Origin of the sequence: Mesorhizobium humile (genome assembly GCF_033977215.1) — a bacterium.
Taxonomy (GTDB): Bacteria; Pseudomonadota; Alphaproteobacteria; order Rhizobiales; family Rhizobiaceae; genus Mesorhizobium; species Mesorhizobium humile.
This window is the reverse complement of record NZ_JAVIIV010000005.1, coordinates 280,441-299,646: the sequence shown is the minus strand read 5'-3', so window position 1 is coordinate 299,646 and position 19,206 is coordinate 280,441. Positions and strand designations below refer to the sequence as shown.

Below are 19,206 nucleotides of genomic sequence, written 5' to 3'. Positions count from 1 at the left end.
GATTGCGGAGCGCGTCGCCGAGCGGATAATTGGCCGAAACGCAGGGGTGTCAGCATGAAGCGCGTTCGCAAGGCAGTTTTTCCGGTCGCCGGCCTCGGCACGCGGTTCCTTCCGGCCACCAAGGCCATCCCGAAGGAAATGCTGACCGTCGTCGACCGGCCGGTCATCCAATATGTGGTCGACGAGGCGCGCGAGGCCGGCATCGAGCATTTCATCTTCGTGACCGGGCGCAACAAGGCGGTCATCGAGGACCATTTCGACGTTCAGTTCGAGCTCTATGACACGCTCGCCCAGCGCGGCAAGGACGACCAGCTCGCCCGCCTGCAGCGGCTGCAGCCAGCGCCGGGACAGACCAGCTTCACGCGCCAGCAGGTGCCGATGGGCCTCGGCCACGCCGTCTGGTGCGCCCGTGAGCTGGTTGGCGACGAGCCGTTCGCGCTGCTTTTGCCGGACATGATCATGCAGTCGGAAAAGAGCTGCATGAAGGACATGGTCGAGCTCTATGCCGAGACCGGCAACAACATCATCGCCGTGCAGGAATGCGACCCGGCGGAGGCGCACAAATACGGCATTGTCGGCCGCGGCGAGGACACACATCACGGCTTCCGCATCACCCAAATGGTGGAGAAGCCGAAGCAGGGCACCGCGCCGTCCAACCTCTTCATCAACGGCCGCTACATCCTGCAACCGGAAATCTTCGGCATCCTGGAAAGCCAGGAACGCGGCGCCGGCAACGAGATCCAGCTGACCGACGCGATGCTGAAGCTGCAGAAAAAGCAGCCCTTCTACGGCTATCACTACAAGGGGCGCACCTTCGATTGCGGCTCGCCGGAAGGTTTCGTCGAGGCCAATGTCGCCTTCGCGCTCTGGCGCAGCGACATGAACGGGAGCATGGCCGGCGTCATCCGCACGCTGCTGGATGAAGTGCGGCCGGTGGAGCGCCGCGGCGCGGCTTCTTAGGTTGCTGCCAAGGCCAACCGTGCTTCGTCATCAATTCTTCGGAGTTGACGACGAGGCGTCAGCGCTGGACCTTCAGGCCGAGATAGACGCTGTTGGCCGTGTAGTCGCGTCCAGGCAGGTTGCTGGTCAGCTTCTCCGTCCTCACCCTGGTGGTGAGCCCGGCATAGCGGTTCAGCCACCAGGTCAGCCCGGCCTCGGCGCTCAGGATCATGTCGTGGCCGTCGGAGCCGGTGTAATCGCGCCAGTCGAGGCCCAGCGCCGAATTCATCGTCAGATTGGCGCGGATCTGGCGCTCGCCGGTCAGGCGGCCGGAGTAGAGGATATCGCCGCTCTCGCCGGCAGTTGTGGTCGTCTCGACATTGGTCTTGCCGGTGAGCCCGATCGTGGTGCCGCGCTCGGGCGACCATTTGAGGTCGGCATTGATGGACGGCCCGGCGATTGCCGGGAGGCGGCTGTCGTCGATCGCCTCGCGTAACCAGCCGACGGAGAATTCGCCCGAAAGTTTCTCACCCATATCGAGCTCGACGCCGGCGCGCGCTCCGAGCCGCTTCGAGGAGCGGGCGAAATCGTCGGTGTCGAGACGCTGATCATAGACCCTGCGGCCGAGCTCGACTTCCGTGAAGGGCGTCAGCGCCGGCGAAATCTCGTAACCGGTGCGGAGCGTAGCGGTGTAGAGCGTATTGTCGCGATCCTTCTGCGAGACCGTGGTGCCGTCCGAAAGATCGGCGTCACCGTAAAAATCGTGCGAGACCGCGCCGGTGAGCGCGTAACGCATCTTGCCGACGCTCTTTTCGAGACCGAGGCTGCCGTCCACGGTCTGGCGCAGCGGCTGCGAGGTGACGCCGGCGATCGCATCCGGAGAGGAGGCCGATTCGGGTGCCGCTTCATAGCCGAGTTTGGCGATGGCGCGCAGCTCGTTGTCGAGATCGACATTGAGCTGACCTTCGATACGGCCCTGCGCATCGTTGATCTTTTCGCCCGAGACGCTGTTGCGGAACTGGCCATAGCCGGTGATCAGGGCTGAATTCTCGCGCCAATCGGAGGTCGCGGTGAAGCGCAGCGCCGTCTCGGACAGAACCGCCGATTTGCCGGCGCTGCTGGAATCGGCGTTGGAGGTCGCCGTGAAGCCTTGCTCGAGCGTCGGCCGGAAGACAAAGGTGCCGACCTTGACGCCCGGCGCGGCAAAGGGATCGTCCTCCGGCTTGACCTTCTGGCCTTCGATTGAGGCGGTGCGCTCCTGGCCCGGGTCGAGCTTCTGCTTGTCGACGCTGTCGATGGTGACGGCGCGGCGGTTGCTGCCGTCATCGTCGGTCGCTGCAGTACCAGGCTGATTGCCGGTGGTGGCGATGGTGGCGGTGGTCGTGCCGTCGGTGGCATCGCCGGACTTCTTCTTGGCCTTCTTCTTGTCGGCGGTCTTGGTGTTCGACTTGGTGCCGGCCTTGGCGTCCTGAGCACGCTGGCTAGCCGTCGAGGGCCGTCGCGGTTTTGCCGGCTTCTTCGTGGCGGCCAATGGATCGTCTGTTGCCTGCGGCTGGTCGAAGATGCTGTCCGTCGCGCCCGCCGTCTGATCGTCATCGGGAACGGCGCCGGGGCTCGACGGCTGGTACGTCGTCGGTGTGGTATCCTGGGCGGCAGCGGCCGCGGGCGCGTTCTGATCCTGCGACCCTTGCGCCCTCAATTGCCTGGCCTTGCGCTGCTGGTCGGCGAGTATGGCCGATTCGGAGACCTCGCCGCGCAGCTCGGTTTCCTGCGAAAATGCCGGCGCGGGACGCAGCACGGCAAGCGCGCTTGCCGTCAGCAGCAGTGCTGCAACGGCAATGCCCTTCCGACCTATTTTCGTTTCAGACTGGCCCCCGGACATCGTCACCACTGCTTGCGCGGCGCGGTTGCGCCATACTTACCGAACCGTAAATGCGGATGGTTAACGGAGGGTTGAGACGGCCGCCCTGGAGCCGCCCGGAACGGCAGGTCGCGGCAATTCTGTTGGACAGGGGCGCGGCAAAGCGCTAATCGCTTGCGCCATGCATGCGGGGTCCCCAGAAAGAGAGCAGCCGGACAGGCAGGCTGCGATCGAATCGGCGCTGAGAACGATAGCGACGGAGCAGGCCGGTGTGGCGGCCCTGGCCGCCGCGCTCGCGAACGGGCTGTCCGAGCCTTTTGCCGCCGCGATCGACCTGATCTCACGGATCGAGGGCCGCGTCATCGTCACCGGCGTCGGCAAGAGCGGCCATATAGGCTCCAAGATCGCCGCCACGCTTGCCTCGACCGGCACGCCAGCCTTTTTCGTCCACTCGGCGGAGGCCAATCACGGCGATCTCGGCATGATTGGCCGCGACGACGCCATCATCGCCATGTCATGGTCCGGGGAAACCAAGGAACTGATGGGCATCGTCGCCTATTCCAGGCGTTTTTCCATCCCGCTGATTGCCATCACCTCCGGCGAAACCTCCGCTCTGGCCCGTGCCGCCGACGTGGTGCTGCTGCTGCCGACCGTGCCGGAGGCCTGTCCGCACGGGTTGGCGCCGACCACCTCGACGCTGCTGCAACTCGTCATGGGCGATGCGCTGGCGATCGCGCTGCTCGAGGCGCGTGGCTTCACGCCGGACCATTTCCGCACCTTCCACCCGGGCGGGCAGCTCGGCGCCAACCTGACCCAACTGCGCGAAATCATGCATGTCGGCGAAAGGCTGCCACTGGTGCCGTCGGGCACCGGCATGCGCGAGGCGATCCTGGAGCTGTCGCAAAAGGGTTTTGGCTGCGTGGCGATCACCGGCACCGACGGCGCGCTGGTCGGTATCATCACCGACGGCGACATCCGTCGCCACATCGCCAGCGACCTTCTTTCCATGAGCGTCGATCAGGTGATGACCAAGAAGCCGAAGACGGCAAGTCCGAACACGCTGGTGGCGACGGCGTTGCAGACGATCAACACCTCCGCCATCACCAGCCTGATGGTGGTTGAGAGCGGGCGCCCGGTCGGGCTCGTCCATCTGCATGACTTGCTGCGCATCGGCGCAGCCTGAGAAAGATCAGACGGCCTCTACAGTCAATTCCAGGTCGGTATCGGCGGCGCTGACGACCCGCACTTGCGTGCCGGCCGGAAGATCCGGGCCGGAGACCCGCCACAGCGTGTCGCCGAGCTTGATGCGGCCGCGGCCGTTCTTGATCGGTTCGGCCAGCGTCGCCAGCTTGCCGACCATCTGCGCGCCGCGCCGGTTGAGCAGCGGCTGGTCGACATCGCCGTGGCGGCCGGCCATCAGCTTCTTGCCGACGAAAGCCGAGATCAGCGACAAGACCAGGAAGGCCAGGACCTGGATCTGCCAGGTCCAGAAAGCCGCGTCCCAGATCGCCAGCGACACGGCGCCGACGATGAGCGCGGCGATGCCGATCCACAGCATGAAGACGCCCGGCGCAACGATCTCCATCACCAGGAGCACGAAGCCCAGAACCATCCAGTTCCACGGGCCGAGTTCGGAAACGATACGGTCTATCATAATGCCCACCTATGCCGCAGACATCAGTTGTCGTTCGGGCGAACCACCGGCGGGCGCGCCGTCTGCCGTTGCGTGCCGGTGCTGCCGTCGTTCTTGAACACTTCCTTGGCGATCTCGCCGATGCCACCCAGCGTGCCGATGAGCGACGAGGCCTCCAACGGCATCAGCACGATCTTGCTGTTCGTAGCCGAGCCGATCCTGGTCAGCGCCTCGGTGTATTTCTGGGCGATGAAGTAGTTGAGCGCCTGGACGTCGCCCTTGGCGATGGCTTCCGACACGACCTGCGTCGCCTTGGCCTCCGCTTCGGCGGAGCGCTCGCGCGCCTCGGCGTCGCGGAAAGCTGCTTCCCTGCGGCCCTCGGCCTCGAGGATCTGCGACTGCTTGAGGCCTTCGGCGGCCAGGATCTGGGCGCGCTTGTTGCGTTCGGCGGTCATCTGCCGGCCCATCGATTCGATAAGGTTGGCCGGCGGGTTGATGTCCTTGATCTCGACGCGGGTGATCTTGATGCCCCAGGGATGCGCCGCCTCGTCGACGACGCGCAGCAAACGCTCGTTGATCGCGTCGCGGTTGGAGAGAAGTTCATCGAGGTCCATCGAGCCCATGACGGTACGGATGTTGGTCATGGTGAGGTTGAGGATGGCGTTCTGCAGTCCGGCCACCTGATAAGCGGCCTGCGCGGCATTGAGGATCTGGTAGAAGGCGATGCCGTCGACACCGACGATGGCGTTGTCGCGGGTGATGATCTCCTGCGTCGGCACATCGAGCACCTGCTCCATCATGTTCATCTTGGCGCCGACGCGCTCGAAGATGGGGTTGATGATGTTCAGGCCAGGCGTCAGCGTCTTGGTGTACCGGCCGAAGCGCTCCACCGTGTAATTATAACCTTGCGGCACCGTCTTGATGCCTTTGAAAAGAAGGATGATGACCAGGAAGACAAGAACAATGATGGCAATATCGAAACCGCTAAAGCCCATTTCGTTTCTCCCTCAAAAGGCGGCGACCTCACGAAATCACTTAAGTGTGTTTCCGCAGCGTTACAATCAGGTGATCGCTAATATTGGTTAGCGGCGGGTTTTGCGCACCGGTTTCGAGCTAAAGCGCGCCGCGCTGAAACGGACTCAGTCGACGCGCTTTATCTCTTTGTCTTGATGCATGTCGTTGTCCCAGAACCGCTGCACACTTCTGGGCGACATGCATAACCGGTGAAACCCGTCACACCCAGCCGGAAAGCTCGCGCCGCACCAGCGTCTCGACCACCGCCATGCCTTCCGCGCTGTCGTTCAGACAGGGGATATGAGCGAAGTTCTTGCCGCCGGCGTGATGGAAGGTTTCGGCCGCCTCGCGGCCGATCTCGTCCAGCGTCTCGATGCAGTCGACGGAAAAGCCCGGATTGACGATGGCGATCGATTTCACGCCGTCCTTGGCCAGCTTCTCGACGGTGACGTCGGTATAGGGCTGCAGCCACTCCTGCGCGCCGAATCGCGACTGGAAGGTGGTGATGAGCTTGTTCTCGTCCCAGCCGAGCCTTGTCCGCAGCAGCCTGGTCGTCTTCAGGCAGTGGCAATGGTAGGGATCGCCCTTCTCGAAATAAGGTTTTGGGATGCCGTGATAGGATGCGATCACCACCTCAGGCTTGAAGTCCAACGTGCCAAGATGCCGCTCGATCGAATGAGCGAGAGCTTCGATATAGACCGGCTCATCGTAGTAAGGCGGCACGCTGCGGATCGCTGGCGCGTTTCTGATCTCCATAAGCGCGCGGAACAGTTGGTCGTTCGCGGTCGCCGTCGTCGTTGCCGAATATTGAGGATATAGCGGGAAGGACATGATGCGGTCGCACCCCTGCTCGACCAGACGGCGTGCGACACTTGCCGTCGAAGGGTTGCCGTAGCGCATCGCCCAGTCGACCACGACATTCGGCAGGTCGGTGAGCGCCTTGGCGAGTTTCTCGCCTTGAGCGCGGGTAAAGGTGCGCAGCGGCGACTCGTTCATCTCCCGGTTCCAGATACGGGCGTAGTTGGCGCCGGACTTCTTCGGCCTTGTGGTCAGCACCAGTCCGTAGAGGATCGGGTACCAGATCGCCTTGTTGAGCTCGATGACGCGCGGGTCGGAGAGGAATTCCCTGAGATAGCGCCACATCGGCGCGAACTCGATTCCGTCCGGCGTGCCGAGATTGATCAGCATGACGCCAATTTTACCCTGTTTGACGGCCGGGTGGCCGGCGGGCAATGGACCGATTGTCTTCGCGGCATCGGCATTGGTTGGGCTGGCAATCGTCATCAATCGTCTCCGGTAGCGCCGCGGAAACTAGCGATGCCCTGCCGGTTTTCAATGCTGCGTCTGGCCGCACCTTATCCCGTTAGGACCCGAAAAAGGAACACCCGCCCGGTGGCCCGGACGGGTGTGACGGCCCCGGCTCGATGTGGTTACTTCGCGGCCGGCGGAATGGTCAGCGTCGCGCCGAGCGGCAGGCGACGCGGCTTATAATCCTTGTTGGCTTCGGAGATGAGCTTCCATTTGGTGGCGTCGCCATAGGCTTTCTTGGCCAGGTCCCAATAGGTATCGCCGGCGGCGATGGTGTGACTGGTCTCGGCCGGTTTCGCTTCGGCCGGCGTTGCCTGCGCCGGCTTGGCCGGCTCGGCTGCAGGAGCTGCCGGGGCGGTTTCGGCGGGCTTTGCCGGTTCGGCGGCCGGCGCCGCGGGCGCGGTCTCAGCCGGAACGGCCGGCGGCGTGCCGGAGATGTCGCTGGAACCGGAAGGCAAAGCCGGCATTGCCGGTTCGCTTGCTGCCGGTGCGGCCTCAGCCGCAGGAGCGGCCCCAGTCGGCTTTGCCGGTTCTGCTGCCGGTGCGGGCGCTGTCGCGGCAGGCGCCGCCTCGGCTGGTTTTGCCGGCTCAGCCGCCGCGGTCGTCGCCGCGATCTCGGTGATACGTCCGTCGAGCTTCGGCGTGTAGGGCTGGTGGGCGCCGAGATAGTCGGCCACCACCTGCTCGAGGCCGGGACCGTAATCATAGGCGTCCGTCGCCTTCTCGGCGAAGACCTTGTAGCCGTCGCCGCCCTGGCGGACATAGTTGTTGGTGGCGACCAGGTACTGCTTGTCGGGATTGATCGGCGTCCAGGCGCCGTTCTCCATCACCTCGACCGATTTGACACGGCCGGCATTGGGCGCGACCGACTTGTCGAAGGAATATTTGATGCCGGCGACCTGCGGGAAACGGCCGGCGCCGTCCTCGATCTGGCTGAGGCCGCTTTCGAGGCCGGCGACAAGGTCCTTGCCCGAGATCTTGAAGGTGGCCAGCGTGTTCTGGAAGGGCAGCACGGTCAGCACCTCGCCCATGGTCACCGTGCCCTGGTCGATCGAAGCGCGCAGGCCGCCGCCGTTCGAGATGACGATTTCGACGCCCTGGCCCTTGGTGCGGTCGAGAATGGCGTCGGAGACGAGATTGCCCATCTCGCATTCGCGGGCGCGGCAATTCTCGCGGCTGCCGTCGATCGGTTTGGTGGTCGCGGCCACCTCCTTGTTCTTCAACGCCTCGATCGGCGCCCCGAGTTCCTTGATGCGGGCAAGCACGGTCGGATCGGGCGCGATCGACTTGTCGAGATAGATCGGGGCGCCGCTGGCTTCCTTGACGTTGCCGTTGTCGTCGAACACGACCTTGAACTCGCCGAGATATTTCGAATAGGACGCCGCCTGCACCACCGGCACCTTGTGGCCGTCGGGGTTGTCGACCATCGTCGGGTACGGTCCCTCGGCCTTCGGATCGGTGTTCGACAGGAGCGTGTGGCTGTGGCCGCCGACCACCACGTCGATGCCCGGGATCTTGGCGATGACGTCGCGCTCGCGCCTGTAGCCGATATGGGTGACCGCGATGATCTTATTGACGCCCTGCGCCTTGAGCTTTTCGATCTCCGCCGTGATCGACTTGACGTCATCCGCGATGGCGATATTGGGGCCGGGCGAGGCGAGCTCCGGCGTGTCGTTGGTGACGGCGCCGACGATGCCGATCTTCTGGCCGCCGACCTCGACGACGATCGAAGGCTTGATCTTGCCCGCGGCGCCGGACTTGTCGTTGGGCATGACATTGGCGCTGACGATCGGGAACTTCGCCTTGTCGAGGTAAGGCACCAGTGCCGTCTCGCCGTCGTCGAATTCGTGGTTGCCGAGCGTCACCGCGTCGGGCTTGATCTGATTGAGGAATTCCTCTTCCACGGCACCCTTGTAGGTGGTGTAGAACAGCGATCCCTGGAAGCTGTCGCCAGCATTGAGCAGCAGCACGTTCTGGCCTTCGAGCTTCTTGCGCTGCTCAGCGATCGCCGTGATCAGCCGGCCGGCGCCACCGATGCATTCGCCCTTGGTCTCTTCGTCGGCGGAACAGGTCGATTCGTATTTGTTGTTGCCTTCGATGCGGCTGTGCCAATCGTTGAAATGCAGGATGTTCAGCGTGTAGTCGGCAAAAGATACGCCAGCCGACAGGCCGAGCGTCGAGGCGGACAGGGCTAGGATCGCGGCAATCTTCTTCATCTTCGTCTCCCGGATAAGCTGACTTCAAAGGTGCTTAATGCCTTCGCTTGACTGGAAAATAACAGTCAGCCTCGGGTCATGTTCACATCGGGTTCCGGCCGATGCAAGCACAATCAGGGGAGATGTTTTCCGGCACAAAAAAGGGACGGCGGCTTGCGCCACCGTCCCTGTCGATCGAATCGGCTGCCTCAAGCCCGGCGCGTCAGAACGAAGTTCTGGCCGCTGGAGCTGGTGCAGTTGAGCTGGCTGGTGGAGACCATCAGGCAGTTGAAGCTGACCGGCGTCTGTCGGATCAGCGAGGTGCCGTGGATCTCGACCGAGGTCGCCCCAGTCATGGTGTAGCTGCCTTCCGACAGCTTCTGACCGGTATCGGTGGCGACGGTGGTGAAGCTGCCAGCCGCGAAGGTCGACAGGCCGGTGCCCTTGGCGTCGATCCAGTTGCCCTCGACGCCCTTCGGCGCCGCTCCCATCGAAGGCTGGTCCGAGGGACCGGTGGTGGTGCAGGCGGCCGCAGCCAGAAGGCTTGCCGCGGCGCCTGCCGAAAGCAGTTTGCGCGCAATGGTCATTTTGAAAATCCTCTCCTCTCGCATCGGCCCGAAAATCGAGTTTCCGATTTTCGGAAAGCACGATGCGTTCATTCAAAGTGCTAGAGCGTACTTTGTGCGTCCGGATGGACGCACGTCGCTCTAGGCCGCACCACTTCAATCGCCCGATTTCCGGGCGATTGCAAGGCGCAGAGACATGCCTGCCGAACCGCTATCGGACCAGAATGTTGCGGAACTGCCACGGGTCGTCCTTGTCCAGATCCTCCGGGAACAGGCCCGGGCGATTATCCAGAGGAGTCCAGTCGGTGTAGTAGCCCCTGACCGGTCCGAGATAAGGCATTTGCACCTCGAGGCAACGCCGGTAGTCCATCTCGTCGGCCTCGACGATGCCGGCCGTCGGGTTCTCCAGCGCCCAGACCATGCCGGCGAGCACCGCCGAGGTGACCTGCATGCCGGTGGCGTTCTGATAGGGGGCGAGCTTGCGGGCCTCGGCCAGCGACAGCTGCGAGCCGTACCAGTAGGCGTTCTTGTCATGGCCGTAGAGCAGCACGCCGAGTTCGTCGACGCCGTCGACCAGCTCGTTCTCATCGAGCACGTGGTGGACCGGCTGCGGCTTGCCGGCGGCGCCGAACATCTCGTCCAGCGACAGCAAGGCGTCGTTGCAGGGATGGTAGGCGTAGTGGCAGGTCGGGCGGTATTGAAGCTTGCCCTTCTTCGAGCGCACGGTGAAGAAGTCGGCGATCGAGATCGCCTCGTTATGCGTCACCAGGAGGCCGTATTGCGCGCCGGGCGTCGGGCACCAGCTGCGCACGCGCGTATTGGCGCCGGGCTGCTCCAGATAGATCGCAGCCTTGGAGCCGTGCTTGTGCTTCCTGCCGTTCTTCGGCATCCAGTTTTCATGCGTGCCCCAGCCCAACTCGGCCGGCTGCAGGCCCTCCGAGATGAAGCCTTCGACCGACCACGTGTTCCAGAACACGTTCATCGGCTTCGGCTTCTTGGTGCGCTGGGTGTCGCGCTCGGCGATATGGATGCCCTTGACGCCGGCCTTCTTCATCAGCCTGGCCCAGGCCTCGCGGTCTTCCTGCGCGGGCTCCGAAAACTCGAGACCGAGATCGGTGGCGAGGTTGACCAGCGCCTTCTTGACGAACCACGAGACCATGCCGGGATTGGCGCCGCAGGTGGAGACCGCCGTCGGGCCGCCGGGCTTGTCCTGCTTTTCCTTGATCATCGCTTCGCGCAGCGCATAGTTGGTGCGGCTGGCATTGTCGGCCTCGGCGTCGAAATAGAAGCCGAGCCACGGCTCGACGACGGTGTCGATGTAGAGCACGCCGAGCTTGCGGCACAATTTCATCAGGTCCACCGAGCCGGTGTCGACCGACAGGTTGACGCAAAAGCCCTGGCCGCCGCCATTGGTCAGAAGCGGCGTCAGCAGCTTCTTGTAATTCTTCTCGGTCACCGCGTCCTGGACGAAGGTGATGCCGCGCTCGTCGAGCAGCTTGCGGTCGGTGTCGCGCGGGTCGACGACCGTCATGCGTGACTTGTCGAACTTGAAATGGCGCTCGATCAGCGGCAGCGTTCCCCGCCCGATCGAGCCGAAGCCGATCATCACGACAGGACCGGTGATTTCACCGTAAACGGGCCAGTTTTCATTCGCCATTTTTTCGCACACTCCTTCAAACACGCGCAAAACGGGCATTTTTCGCCCGACGGGCAAGCGCTACACCACAGATCAATGTCATAAACCAGCGAAAAGCGCCAACCGCCGGTCAAGCCGGCTTGGCGGCGTGGTTAAGCCGCCCCGGCCATGCCGCCGAGGAATGCAACCAGCCGGTCGCGGTCGGCGGTCAGGCCCTTGTAGTCGAGCTGGGCTTGGTCGAGCGCGTTGAGCTGCTCCACGAAGGATGCAGCCAGCGTCGCCCGGTCCGGATGCCGTGCCAGCATCTTGAGCGGATCGAGATGGATGCGGATGGTGAACAGGATGTCGCGCGAAACGGGCAGCTTGCGCAGCGTCTGGCGCTCGACGCGGATGAAGGCATGGGCGTCGACATCGCCGTCGGGGAAGCGGCTCGGGCGGTTGGTGGCGCGGTCGATGCGCTCGACATTGGAGAGCGGATGATAGAGCCTGTCATCCGCCTGGATCGACCAGTTGAAGCGCTCGACCGCCTGGCCCTGCAGGCCGTCGAACATGCGGTTGATGAGCTCGGCCGGCCGCGTGCCGGGTCCGAATCCAGGCACCGGTGCGTGGATCTCCTGCAGCGGCTTGCCGAATTTTTCCTGCAGCGACCAGGACGAAGGGAAACAGAGCGAGCCGGCGGCGAGCCGCCAGCCGCGCTCGTCGCGGCGCATCAGGATCAGGTCTTCCTGGACGAGCAGCGAAGCCTGTGCCAGCGGCGCCTCGCGCAGGGCAGGAGGCAGCCTGTCGATCGTCCCCTCGAAACCGACCGGCTCGACATCGGCTCCGTCGCGGCGGTGCATGCCGGAATGCGCGGCCTCGAGATGGGCGGCGAGCAGGTCGAGCACTTCGCGCTGAGCGCCGCGTGTGCCGTCTTCCTCGACAAAGACCTTTTGCGGTATCTCCCTGTAAAGCCGCTGCTTTTCGGCCAGATGCGGCAACAGCAATTCATCGACCTCGATCCAGCGATCGAAGTCGAGCGGCTTCAGCCCGATGGCGAAGAGTTTCGAGGATCCGTCATAGGGCGTGTGGGTCGGCTGGCGAATGGTCATTCCTTGCTTCAATCAGTGCACCGCTCAAGGTGTCAGCCCAGTTGGGCCGGGATCAGCCCGCGCAGCGAATTGCCGACGAAGATCGCCTTCGCCGCCTTCAGATCGTCGAAGCTGTAAATCGCTTCCACGGCGCGGCCTTCGTCCAGAAGCTGGCCACGCAATATTCCAGGCAAAAGGCCGCAGTCGAGGCGGGGCGTGGCGAGCGGGCCGTCGCCGAAATCGGCGAAGAGATTGGTGATTGTGCCCTCGCAGAGCTCGCCGCGCTCGTTGGCCAGCAGCACCTCGTCGGCGCGGGTTGCGAGATATTCAGCGCGTGCCTGGGTGTAGACCTGGCGTCGGCTTGTCTTGTGGCGCAGCAGCGTGTCGCCGGAATCGAGCCGGACGCGCGCCAGCTGAAGCCGCCAGACCTTGTCCGCCGGCAGTGGTTCGTAGGCTTGAGCCGCAGCCGTCGCTTCGCCATTGCGCTGCAAGGCAAGGCGCACGCGCAATGCAAGTCCGTGCCCGCCAACGGTGCTCGACAGCACTTCGCCGATCCGCCCGGGATCGCAGGCGAAGCCGAGTTCGGCGGCGGAGGCATAAAGCCTCGCAAGGTGGCGCTCGAAGCGCAGGAAGCCGGAACCAGGCTCCCAGCGCATGGTCTCGATCAGTTCGAAGCTGGCGCCGTTCCCGTCGCGAAGCGCGCTTTCAACAGACACTCCCGATACTCCTCCTCGGCGGTCGAATCGAAGACGACGCCGCCGCCGACATTGTAGACGGCCTCGCCGTCGGCAAAGAGCGAGATGGTGCGGATCGCTACCGAAAACCGCATCCTGCCGCCGGGCGCGATCCAGCCGATGGCGCCGCAATAGACGTCTCGCGGTGCGTCTTCCAGCTCATGCAGGATTTCCATGGCACGGATTTTCGGCGCGCCGGTGATCGAGCCGCAAGGGAAGAGCGCGGCGAAAACCTGGCGGATGCCGATGTCGGGCAAAAGCCGGGCCCGCACGCGGCTCACCATCTGGTGCACCGTCGGATAAGTCTCGATGCGGAACAGTTCCGGCACCTCCAGCGTGCCGACTTCGCTGATCAGCGAGATGTCGTTGCGCAAAAGATCGACGATCATCCGGTTCTCGGCCTGGTTCTTCTCATCGTTGCGCAGGAAAGCCTTCAGCCGCGCGTCTTCGGCTTTGGTCGCGCCGCGTGGCGCGGTACCCTTCATCGGGTGCGTTTCGATCATGCCGTCGTCATCGATCTCGAAGAACAATTCGGGCGAGCGCGAGAGCACGATCGGGTCGCCGAGCGAGACCAGCGCGCCATATTTGACCGGCTGGCGTTCGGTCAGCGCGTCGAAGGCGGCGAGCGGATCGCCGGACCAATGCGCACGGACCGGGAAGGTGAGGTTGCCCTGGTAGCAATCGCCCTTGCGGATGTGGTTGTGAAGGCGCGCGAAGCGGCGGGCATAGTCCTCGGCTGACCATGTTGCCCTTGCATCGAAGATCGGGCCGTTGCTGGCAGCCCCCGCGTTTTGCGGCACCGCCTGCTCGACAGGCGCGTCGAAGACGCCAAGGCAGACCAGCGGCGCGCGGCGACTGTCGGGCAGCAACGGCACCAGTTTCGGCTCGAGCAGGTAACCGGCTTCGTAGGAGAAATAGCCTGCCAGCCACTTGCCCGAGTCCGAGGCGGCCTGCGCCCTTTCCAGCGCGGGCATGAACCCTTCGGCGTCCTGCGCGACGATGATCTCGCGCGGTCGCTCGAAGACCAGCTGCCGAGCGGTCGCGTCGTTGCGGAAAATGGCTGCGGGCAGGGACATGAGCCTCGGATGCGGACGATCTCTTTGTTTGGCGCAATTTCGAACGGAAAACCGCTACACACTTTTCCTGAAATTGCTCCAAGTCGACCGCTCTATATGGGGGCCCGGCGTGGCGCAATCGAGGGAGCGGCGTCGGGCGGCGCAAAGGTCGCTGGCCGAAAACAAAGACGGCGCCCATGAGGACGCCGCCTTGCTGCCAACCAGGTTAGTTGCTCAGGTGTTGCTTGCGGTTCCGGCCGTCGGGAACTGGCGGGTGAATTCGGCCTCGTTGCCGGCGGCCAGCAATTTCGCCTGTTCGATCCACTTTTCGCGCGCGATACGGCCGTCGAAATTGAGCACGTCTTCGATACGCTTGACGTCGGCGGCGGTCCAGGCGGCGATCTGGGCATAGGTGGTGACGCCCAGGCCCTTGAGCAGTCTTTCGTTGACCGGGCCGATGCCGATGAGGCGGCGCAGATTGTCGGCCTTGCCCGCCGCGGCCTGGAGCGCGGCGGCTTTCTTGGCCGCGGGCGCTGCCGCCTTCTTGGGCGCGGCGGACTTGGCCGCCGGCTTCGCCGCCGCGGTCTTCGCCGCCGCCGGCTTCTTTGCGGCGGCCGGCCTCGCTGGAACTGCCTTTGTCGCGGTCGCCGGCGTCACCGCTGCTGCCGGCGCGGCGGGTTTGTCGAAGCCGGCCTTGGCGGAGGGCGCGTCGCGCAGCCGGCTTTCAAGATCGGCGCGGGCACGGCCGCAGGCATCGAGCTCGCCCTTCAACCGATCGCCATCGGCACGCAGCCTATCGCGCTCGCTTCGCGTGCGGTCGAGATCGCCACGCAGACTGTCGAGCTCGCCGCGCAGGCGACCCCAAATGAACCAACCAACCAGGATACCCACAACGAACGCCAGGAGCATGTAGAAGAAAGTCATTTCCCTCTCCAGTCCGATCTGTCGGCCGAGGCCCGGAAAGGCGAGCCCACGCCAAGGATCGTCAAAGGTTCCGTGGTCGGCGGAACCGCCGGCTTCAATCGAGCCATCGGCGTTCGGCCTTGTCCGGGCCGACGGCCATCATCGCATTCGCCGTAGCGTCGCGGCCGGCCATCTCTGGCCTTCGCTATGCGTCCGGCTGAGCTTGAGGCCGGACGCTATCATATGGCTTGTCGAAAGCCAGTTGAAAAATGCCGCGGAGAGTTATTCAAGAACAGCTATTTAGGGCAAGAATAGACCCTTGCTAATATGCATCCCGGCTAAACTATTGCGGCCGATGCCTGCGCCGTAGTTGTCGTCAACTATCGAGCGCTTCCAATTCGTCGATAAGCGAACCGATGATGCCAAGGCCGATCTGCCAGAAAGCGGGATCGGTGGCGTCGAGGCCGAAGGGCGCCAGAAGCTCGGAGTGATGCTTCGTGCCGCCTGCGCGCAGCATCTCGAAATACTTCTCCTGAAATCCGCGCTCGGCATTCTGGTAGACGGCATAGAGCGAATTCACCAGGCAATCGCCGAAGGCATAGGCATAGACGTAGAAGGGTGAGTGGATGAAATGCGGGATATAGGTCCAGAAAACCTCGTATCCCTCGCGCAGCTTGATAGCCGGCCCCAGGCTCTCGGCCTGCACCTCCAGCCAGAATTCGCCGAGCCTGTCCGAGGTCAGCTCGCCGTTCTTGCGCTCGGCATGCACCTTGCGCTCGAACTCGTAGAAGGCGATCTGGCGCACGACGGTGTTGATCATGTCCTCGACCTTCTGGGCGAGCATGGCCTTGCGCTCGCGCTTGTCGCCGGTCTGCTCGAGCAGCGAGCGGAAGGTCAGCATCTCGCCGAAGACGGAGGCGGTTTCGGCCAGCGTCAGTGGCGTCGAGGCCATCAGCGCGCCCTGGCCGGCGGCCAGCACCTGGTGCACGCCGTGACCCAGCTCATGCGCCAGCGTCATCACATCGCGCGGCTTGCCCATGTAGTTGAGCAGCACGTAAGGATGCGCCGACGGCACCGTCGGATGGGCGAAGGCGCCGGGGGATTTGCCGGGCCGCACCGGCGCGTCGATCCATCTGCGGTCGAAAAAGCCGCGGGCGATTTCGGCCATGTCCGGCGAGAAGCGCTGGTAGGCGGAGAGCACCGTGTCCCTGGCGTTGTCCCAGCTGATCACCGCCTGCGGCGTTTCCGGCAGCGGCGCGTTGCGGTCCCAGTGGTTCATCACCTCCATGCCGAGCCAGCGCGCCTTCATCGCGTAATAGCGGTGCGACAGCCGCGGATAGGCCTCGCGCACGGCCGCGGCCAGCGCGTCGACCACGTCGCGCTCGACACGGTTGGCGAGGTGGCGCGAGTCGGCAATATCCTGGAAGCCGCGCCAGCGGTCGGAGATTTCCTTGTCCTTGGCTAAGGTGTTGGTGATGAGCGTGAAGGTGCGCAGGTTCTTGCGGAACGTGGCGGCCAGCGCCTCGGAGGCGCGGCGGCGCACCTCGCCATTCGAATCCTGCAGCCGGTTCAGCGCCGGCTCGAGCGTCAGCTCCTCGCCGTCGATCTCGAAGCGCAGGTCGGTCATCGTCTCGTCGAACAGGCGGTTCCAGGCGCCGCGCCCGGTGACCGACTTTTCGTGAAACAGCTGCTCGACGCGATCCTCGAGCTGGTAGGGCTTGTCCTTCCTGAGGTCGAGCACCCATGGCCGGTAGTGGCCGAACGCCTTGTCGGCGGATAGAGCGCCCTCAATTGCCGCATCGTCGATCAGGTTGAGCTCGAGCGCGAAGAACAGGAGATGCGCGCTGGCGTCCGTCATCTTTTCCTGGACGTCGCCATATAGCTTGGCGCGCTGCGGATCGGCGGTGTTGCCGGCATAGACGAGGCCGGCATACGAAACGATGCGGCCGATCAGTTCCTCGAGCGCCTCATAGGCCTCGAGCGCCTCGCCCAGCCGGCCGGCGGCGCCGCGCTCGGCTTCCGCGGCAAGGGTGCCTTTCCAGCGGGTCTCGAAGGCGATGGCGTCGCTGGCCGCCCTGGCGATATCGCGCTTCAGCTCGGGCGCTTCCATGCCGGCATAGAGATCGGCGAGATTCCACTCCGGCAGGTCGCCAAGCCCCGCCGCGCCCTGGCCGGACGTTGGCGCCGCAAGCCGCCGACCAAACATCATGCGCATCAACGATACCTTCTTTGAACCAAGGGGCCAGAATCAAAGGGAAAGGAGAAGCCGGTCAAATCCTAAGGAATTCGTTCACCGGGTTTTTTGAAACCTTATTTAGAACCCTGTGCCAAGATGATCCATGGGGATTTTCTCGGGCGGACAACTCAAACAGTCATGACAGGTTCCATACTCATAGTCGATGACGATCCGGTCCAGCGCCGGCTGGTCGAGGCCGCGTTGACCAAGTTCGGCCACAGCGCGATCGTCACGGATAGCGGCGAGGCGGGCCTCGACGCGCTCGACGGGCCGAACGCGCGCGAGGTCTCCGTCGTCATTCTCGATCTCGTCATGCCCGGCCTCGACGGCATCGGCGTGCTGAAGGCGATGCGCGAGCGCGCCATCAACATTCCCGTCATCGTGCAGACGGCGCAAGGCGGCATCGAAACCGTCGTCTCGGCGATGCGGCACGGCGCCTTCGACTTCGTCGTCAAGCCGGCGTCGCCCGACAGGTTGCAGACCGCGATCTCCAACGCGCTCAAGGTGGAGGCTGTCGAGGACGAGATGAAGCGCGCGTCGCGGCGCCGCGGCGGTGGCCATCTCACCTTCAAGGACATGATCACGCGCAGCCCGGCAATGGACCGGGTGATACGCCTTGGGCAGAAAGCGGCGGCCTCCAACATCCCGATCCTGATCGAGGGCGAATCCGGCGTCGGCAAGGAACTGGTGGCACGCGCCATCCAAGGCAGCGGCGATCGCCGCTCGAAGCCGTTCGTCACCGTCAATTGCGGCGCCATCCCGGACAATCTCGTCGAATCGATCCTGTTCGGCCACGAGAAGGGTTCCTTTACCGGCGCCACCGACAAGCACACCGGCAAATTCGTCGAGGCGAATTCCGGCACGCTGTTCCTCGACGAGATCGGCGACCTGCCGCTCGACGTCCAGGTCAAGCTGCTGCGCGCCGTGCAAGAAGGCGAGGTCGATCCGGTCGGCGGCCGCTCGACCGTCAAGGTCGATATCCGCCTGATCTCGGCCACGCACCGGAACCTCCTGCAGCAGGTCAAGGACGGCAAGTTCCGCGAGGACCTGTTCTACCGGCTGAACGTCTACCCGATCTTCGTGCCGCCGCTGCGCGACCGCCGCGACGACATTCCCTATCTGGTCCGGCATTTCATGGAAAAGGTCGCTCCGACCGATCCGCGCCGCCGCCTTGCCGGCATATCGGCGACAGCGCTCGCGATGCTGCAGGCCTATGACTGGCCGGGCAATATCCGCCAGCTGGAGAATGCGGTCTTCAGGGCCTCGGTGCTTGCCGAGGGCGATGTGCTGACCGAGGAGGAGTTCCCGCAGATCCGGGCGCAGGTGGAAGGAACGGTAAATCTCGGAACGGAACCGGCATCCGCCGTCGCCGAAACGACCGCGGACGCGTCCCGGCAACCGGATGAGACCGTCGCCAATGCAACGGAGGCCGGCTTGGCCGATGGCCAGGCGCCAGCCAGGCCGCAGCCGCGTTTCGGAACGCTCCGTGCGCTCGACGAGCGCGGCAATGTGCGGGCGCTGGCCGATGTCGAGCTCGAAATGATCAAGCTCGCGATCGACCATTATAACGGTCAGATGAGCGAAGTCGCCCGCCGGTTGGGCATCGGCCGCTCGACGCTCTACCGCAAGTTGAAGGAATATGGCATTGATCCCGAAGTTGGTCGCGTCGACCGGCTTGCCTCGTGACAGGCAAGCCTCGAACCAGCTTGCCCGCCTAAAATCCGAGTCAAATTGTCGCTTTTGACGTGAAAACGCAGGGTTTTCAGCGGTTGGCGTTGCCGGGGATCACACATTAACGCTAACGGTAACAGATCGTGTTCTGGCCGAGGCCGGATTCATGATCTAAACCAGCGGTTTACCACGAAATGCTGTGCATCATTTTTGACGGGATATCGCCACGGTGTTACCGCATTTCGGCTTCAATAAACGATGATTAACCATTAGGATCGATATTCGGATGTGAAAGCGACGCATCCGTTTGGTCAAATCCGGGGACAAACGGCAGCCTGAAAGCCATTTGATTTGAACAAAGTCGAACGACACAAAAACGGGCGGCATT

The 19,206-nt window shown here is 63.8% G+C and carries 15 protein-coding genes; 3 read left to right on the top strand and 12 right to left on the bottom strand.

The genetic code is table 11. The features are described from left to right. Positions 1-54 precede the first annotated feature (54 nt). Positions 55-960 carry a UTP--glucose-1-phosphate uridylyltransferase GalU gene (gene galU / locus RFM52_RS11295; protein WP_320293115.1) on the top strand — a complete coding sequence of 302 codons (906 nt, stop codon included), beginning with the start codon at positions 55-57 and terminating at the stop codon, positions 958-960. Positions 961-1,018: 58 nt separating this feature from the next. Here galU and RFM52_RS11290 read toward each other — a convergent pair whose 3' ends face one another. After that, positions 1,019-2,821: an outer membrane beta-barrel protein gene (locus tag RFM52_RS11290; protein ID WP_320293116.1), complete on the bottom strand. Its 1,803-nt coding sequence runs from the start codon at positions 2,819-2,821 to the stop codon at positions 1,019-1,021. Between the two features lie 160 nt (positions 2,822-2,981). Between RFM52_RS11290 and RFM52_RS11285 the strand changes: the two genes are divergently transcribed. After that, on the top strand, positions 2,982-3,983 hold the full coding sequence (locus RFM52_RS11285) for a KpsF/GutQ family sugar-phosphate isomerase (protein WP_320293117.1): 1,002 nt from the start codon (positions 2,982-2,984) through the stop codon (positions 3,981-3,983). Between the two features lie 6 nt (positions 3,984-3,989). On the opposite strand, the gene RFM52_RS11280 is transcribed toward RFM52_RS11285, so the two are convergent. From RFM52_RS11280 to RFM52_RS11230, 11 genes are all read right to left on the bottom strand, one after another. Further along, a complete protein-coding gene (locus tag RFM52_RS11280; RefSeq protein WP_320293118.1) occupies positions 3,990-4,454 on the bottom strand; it encodes an NfeD family protein in 465 nt (154 codons plus the stop codon). Between the two features lie 23 nt (positions 4,455-4,477). Beyond that, the gene (locus RFM52_RS11275) at positions 4,478-5,428 is read right to left on the bottom strand and encodes an SPFH domain-containing protein (protein ID WP_320293119.1); all 951 of its coding nucleotides are present in this window, start codon (positions 5,426-5,428) and stop codon (positions 4,478-4,480) included. A 238-nt stretch (positions 5,429-5,666) separates the two neighbouring features. Beyond that, positions 5,667-6,731, bottom strand: a complete 1,065-nt coding sequence (gene hemH / locus RFM52_RS11270) for a ferrochelatase (RefSeq protein ID WP_320293120.1) — start codon at positions 6,729-6,731, stop codon at positions 5,667-5,669. Positions 6,732-6,877: 146 nt separating this feature from the next. Next, the gene (locus RFM52_RS11265; protein WP_320293121.1) at positions 6,878-8,971 is read right to left on the bottom strand and encodes a 5'-nucleotidase C-terminal domain-containing protein; all 2,094 of its coding nucleotides are present in this window, start codon (positions 8,969-8,971) and stop codon (positions 6,878-6,880) included. Positions 8,972-9,159: 188 nt separating this feature from the next. Continuing rightward, complete coding sequence (gene omp10, locus RFM52_RS11260; RefSeq protein ID WP_320293122.1) at positions 9,160-9,537, bottom strand: outer membrane lipoprotein Omp10; 378 nt, start codon at positions 9,535-9,537, stop codon at positions 9,160-9,162. 190 nt (positions 9,538-9,727) lie between these two features. Next, positions 9,728-11,173, bottom strand: a complete 1,446-nt coding sequence (locus tag RFM52_RS11255) for a homospermidine synthase (RefSeq protein WP_320293123.1) — start codon at positions 11,171-11,173, stop codon at positions 9,728-9,730. Positions 11,174-11,304: 131 nt separating this feature from the next. After that, positions 11,305-12,240 (bottom strand): heme-dependent oxidative N-demethylase family protein, encoded by a 936-nt coding sequence (locus tag RFM52_RS11250; RefSeq protein ID WP_320293124.1) that lies wholly within the window; start codon positions 12,238-12,240, stop codon positions 11,305-11,307. A gap of 32 nt (positions 12,241-12,272) precedes the next feature. Then, on the bottom strand, positions 12,273-12,935 hold the full coding sequence (locus RFM52_RS11245; RefSeq protein ID WP_320293125.1) for an aminotransferase class IV family protein: 663 nt from the start codon (positions 12,933-12,935) through the stop codon (positions 12,273-12,275). After that, positions 12,884-14,029 carry an aminodeoxychorismate synthase component I gene (locus RFM52_RS11240; RefSeq protein ID WP_320293126.1) on the bottom strand — a complete coding sequence of 382 codons (1,146 nt, stop codon included), beginning with the start codon at positions 14,027-14,029 and terminating at the stop codon, positions 12,884-12,886. Before RFM52_RS11240 ends, RFM52_RS11245 begins: the two co-directional genes overlap by 52 nt. A gap of 213 nt (positions 14,030-14,242) precedes the next feature. Next, positions 14,243-14,932 carry a proton-conducting membrane transporter gene (locus RFM52_RS11235; protein ID WP_320293127.1) on the bottom strand — a complete coding sequence of 230 codons (690 nt, stop codon included), beginning with the start codon at positions 14,930-14,932 and terminating at the stop codon, positions 14,243-14,245. 355 nt (positions 14,933-15,287) lie between these two features. Continuing rightward, positions 15,288-17,126, bottom strand: coding sequence for a M3 family oligoendopeptidase (locus tag RFM52_RS11230; protein ID WP_320293128.1), 1,839 nt, complete (start codon positions 17,124-17,126; stop codon positions 15,288-15,290). A 159-nt stretch (positions 17,127-17,285) separates the two neighbouring features. Between RFM52_RS11230 and RFM52_RS11225 the strand changes: the two genes are divergently transcribed. Continuing rightward, complete coding sequence (locus RFM52_RS11225; protein WP_320293129.1) at positions 17,286-18,833, top strand: sigma-54-dependent transcriptional regulator; 1,548 nt, start codon at positions 17,286-17,288, stop codon at positions 18,831-18,833. Positions 18,834-19,206: the final 373 nt, after the last annotated feature.